Annotated in this window: 5 protein-coding genes; 1 reads left to right on the top strand and 4 read right to left on the bottom strand. The window is 58.9% G+C overall.

The features are described from left to right. From ABYT07_RS19695 to ABYT07_RS19685, 3 genes are all read right to left on the bottom strand, one after another. A partial coding sequence (locus ABYT07_RS19695) for an AMP-binding protein (protein ID WP_372993715.1) occupies positions 1-373 on the bottom strand: 373 nt, incomplete at its 3' end. Positions 374-376: 3 nt separating this feature from the next. Continuing rightward, a complete protein-coding gene (locus ABYT07_RS19690; protein ID WP_372993714.1) occupies positions 377-865 on the bottom strand; it encodes a lysozyme inhibitor LprI family protein in 489 nt (162 codons plus the stop codon). Then, positions 862-2,025 (bottom strand): isovaleryl-CoA dehydrogenase, encoded by a 1,164-nt coding sequence (locus ABYT07_RS19685; protein ID WP_372993713.1) that lies wholly within the window; start codon positions 2,023-2,025, stop codon positions 862-864. Before ABYT07_RS19685 ends, ABYT07_RS19690 begins: the two co-directional genes overlap by 4 nt. A 142-nt stretch (positions 2,026-2,167) precedes the next feature. On the opposite strand from ABYT07_RS19685, the gene ABYT07_RS19680 reads away from it, so the two are divergent. After that, entirely contained in the window at positions 2,168-2,638 is a 471-nt protein-coding gene (locus ABYT07_RS19680; protein WP_372993712.1) for a pyridoxamine 5'-phosphate oxidase family protein, read from the top strand. A gap of 59 nt (positions 2,639-2,697) precedes the next feature. Here ABYT07_RS19680 and ABYT07_RS19675 read toward each other — a convergent pair. Next, on the bottom strand, positions 2,698-3,766 hold a 1,069-nt coding region (locus tag ABYT07_RS19675; RefSeq protein WP_372993711.1), incomplete at its 5' end, for a DegT/DnrJ/EryC1/StrS family aminotransferase.

The following is a 3,766-nucleotide window of genomic DNA, read 5'->3' as shown; positions in this document are numbered from 1 at the left end:
GATCAGTCATAACAAGGGTGATGCCCGCATCCTGCACGCGGGATTTCAACGCATCATACTTGAAGAGCTTGAACAAAGGCACTGAAATTGCACCGATTTTCCAGATTGCCAGATGGGCGGCCGCGCACCACGGGCTTTGGCTGAGCAAGACACCGACGCGGTCGCCCGCCTGCACACGCGGCAACAACGCCCGCGCCAATCCATCGGTCATGTCAGACAAATCGCCATAGGTCACGTCGCGCCGCACGGTACCCGTCAGGTCAATGATAGACGTCCGTCCCGCATCCTGCGCCAGACATTGCGCCGCCATATTCAGCCGCGCAGGGATGTCCCACGCGCCCGACATGTCCAGTCCGGGCAAGGGGTCAGCCATCGCCTAGCCCCAAGGCTCGAGCGTCAGCGTCTGCTTGGCGGTTTGCTGCATCAGGCAGCTAAGTGCCGCAGGTCCCTGCCCCGTGCCGCCAGACCAAAGCGACGCCTCGTAGGCGCAGGCCTTGTCGCGGAACGGGATCCAGGCACGCTGCATCTCGCGCAAGGCTGCCGCAGCGCCGGGCAGACCCTTCATCGACGCTGGACGCTCGGCATCTAGGTTTTTGGCCTGTGCCATTGCCACCTTGTAGTGGCTGTTTAGCAGGCCATCCCAATAGGCCAGTTCCCGGTCCAGACAGCCGCCCATGCCAACGGTGCTGTGCCCGCCAGGCGTGTCTTCCATGCATTGCCCTGCCGACGCACCGGCACAATCGATCTTTGCGCCATAGCTTTCTGCCTGTTCCAGACAGGATTGCGTACCCCTATCGGTATATTGCAAATCCTGCGCCAGAACCGGTGCGGCCAACAGCGTCAAAACGGCAGCCAGACGGATCATGCCATCGCTCCCATCATCTCGCGACCGACCAGCATGCGGCGGATTTCCGATGTGCCTGCGCCGATTTCCATCAGCTTGGCATCGCGGAAAATGCGGCCCACGGGGTTGTCGGACAGATAGCCCGCGCCGCCCATTGCCTGCACCGCTTGGTGCGCCTGTTTCATCGCCTCTTCCGAGGCATACAAGCAGCAAGCCGCCGCATCCGCGCGGGTCACGTCGCCGCGATCACAGGCCTTTGCGACCTCGTAAACATAAGCGCGGGCCGAATTCATCGCGGTGTACATATCAGCCATCTTGCCCTGCATCAGTTGGAAGCTGCCGATAGGCTGGCCAAACTGTTTGCGCTCGGCCATGTAGGGCATAATTTCATCCAGACACGCCGCCATGATCCCCAGCCCGATGCCCGCCAGCACGACGCGTTCATAATCAAGGCCCGACATCAGAACACGCACGCCGCGCCCCTCTTCCCCCAAGACATTCTCGAACGGGACTTCGACATCGTCAAAGATCAGCTCGGCGGTGTTTGACCCGCGCATGCCCAGCTTGTCGAAATGCGGGCTGGTCGTGAAACCCTTCATGGATTTTTCGATCAGGAACGCCGTGATCCCCTTGGACCCTGCATCGGGATCGGTCTTGGCATAAACCACCAAAGTATCGGCGTCTGGGCCGTTGGTGATCCAGTATTTATTGCCGGACAGGCGGTAGTGGTCGTTGCGTTTTTCAGCGCGCAGTTTCATCGACACAACATCGCTGCCCGCCGACGGTTCGGACATGGCCAGCGCGCCAACATGGGTGCCTGAACACAGACCCGGCAAGTACTTTGCCTTTTGTTCGGCCGTGCCGTTCAGGCGGATCTGGTTCACGCAAAGGTTGGAATGTGCCCCGTAGGAAAGCGAGACAGACGCCGATGCCCGCGCGATCTCTTCGACCGCGACGGTATGCGCGAGATAGCCCATGCCAGTGCCGCCGAATTCCTCATCCACGGTCATCCCCAGCAAGCCAAGGCTGCCCATCTCCTCCCAAAGCTCGGGCGGGAATTCATTTTTCAGGTCGATGCTGGCAGCCATCGGTTTGACGCGTTCCTGCGCCCAACGGTGCACCATATCGCGCAGATCATTCACATCGTCGCCCAAATCGAATTTCATGCTGGCGTTGAACATGGACCCCTCCCAGAGTTTATTGAACAGTTGTTCATTACTTTACACTCCCAGAGGATTCGGTCAAGCAAATCCACGTCATATGGAACCTGAACCCCCTCGTCGTCGTTACAACATTGAACAAGTGTGAAAGGACGAGTTTACTATGACCGATTCATTGAAAGAAGAATTCTGGGACCGCATCGAGGATGTTCGCACAGGGATGCTGGGCACAGATGACGCTCGCTCTGTCCCGATGAGCCATTATGTGGACAAGGACGCAAATGTGCTGTGGTTCATCACCGCCAAGGGAACCGATCTGGCGAAAACCGCCCAGTCCGGCGCATCGGCAGAATATGTTGTGATCAGCAATGACGAACATCTTTACGCCCGTGTCGATGGAAAAGTCCAAGCTGTGAGCGACCCTGCGAAACTGGACGAACTCTGGTCTGCAATCGCAGGCGCATGGTTCGAGGATGGTCGTCAGGACGATGACATACAGCTGGTCCGCATGGATCTTTCGTCAGCCGAAGTCTGGGCAACCGGTGGCAGCCTGTCTTTTCTATATGAAGTCGCCAAGGCGCATCTAACAGACGAAAAGCCCGATATGGGGCAGCACGGCACCATCAGTTTCTAATCAGACTGTGAAATTCAGATGATCAAAGGGCGCATTCGTTGCGCCCTTTTTTCTGTGGCTCAGGCCTGCTGGTAAACCGCGCTCACTTCCTCGCGGATGATACGGGCGATCAGGGTGCAATCCTCGATACTGAAGGTCAGTGGCACACGCATGTCGATCAGCCCGGCCAACACCGCATCGCTTTTGGGCAAGGGTGCCGAGGGGGCGTATCGCCAGCTATCATAGCGGCTGGTAAAGCCCAAAGGTTCTGCCGCGCCGAACCACTTTAATTCAACCCCGCGGGCGAAACACCGGCTTAGGACGTCGCGCAGTTTGTCCAGTGCCCAACCTTGCAACAGAAACTGGATCGACGACCCCACGATGCTTTCGCCCGCCGCGCGGTCGATCACAGTCAGGCCGGGCGTGTTGCGCAATCCGGCCTCGACCGTGAAATAGCGTTCATTCCAGCGCGCGACTTGTGCCCCAAGGTCGTGCAACTGGGGCCGCAGCAATGCAGCGCGCAAATTATCCATACGCCCTGAAATATTTGGGGTCTCGTATTTGATCTGGTCAAAGGCTTCAGGCGGCGGGCCGGCCAGATGCTTTTCATACATCATATACGACCCCGACAAGATGATCGCACGGGCCGCGACCTGCGGATCATCGGTCACCAGCAAACCACCCTCGCCTGAATTAACATGTTTGTAAGTCTGGCAGGAATAGCATCCCACCGCGCCGTGCCGCCCTGACGGCACAGCGTTCCACGCGGCCCCCATCGTGTGGGCGCAATCCTCTACCACCGTCACGCCAGCCGCATCGCACAGCGCCATCAGGGTATCCATATCACAGATATGGCCGCGCATATGGCTCAGCAAAAGGACCTTGGCCTGATCCAGTTTAGCCGCCAGATCGTCCAGATCAATCACCAACCCGTCCGTCACATCAACGAACACCGGCTGCGCCCCGACGGCGGCAATCGCCCCCGGAACAGGGGCCAGCGTAAAAGCATTGGACAGCACGAGGTCGCCCGGTTTCACCCCGACCGCACGCAGGGCCGTGGCAATGGCATAGCCCCCCGATGCCACGGCAAGGCAATACTCCGCCCCGACCATCGCGGCAAATTCCTGCTCAAGCAGGGCCACTTCAGCG

Origin of the sequence: Sulfitobacter sp., assembly GCF_041552635.1 — a bacterium.
GTDB lineage: Bacteria > Pseudomonadota > Alphaproteobacteria > Rhodobacterales > Rhodobacteraceae > Sulfitobacter.
The sequence above is the reverse complement of the archived record's forward strand: the minus strand, read 5'-3'. Positions and strand labels throughout refer to the sequence as shown.

Coding starts and splice junctions, on each gene's coding strand:
- ABYT07_RS19690 (WP_372993714.1), bottom strand. CDS start 865: ATGATCCGTCTGGCTGCCGTTTTGACGCTGTTGGCCGCACCGGTTCTG.
- ABYT07_RS19685 (WP_372993713.1), bottom strand. CDS start 2,025: ATGTTCAACGCCAGCATGAAATTCGATTTGGGCGACGATGTGAATGAT.
- ABYT07_RS19680 (WP_372993712.1), top strand. CDS start 2,168: ATGACCGATTCATTGAAAGAAGAATTCTGGGACCGCATCGAGGATGTT.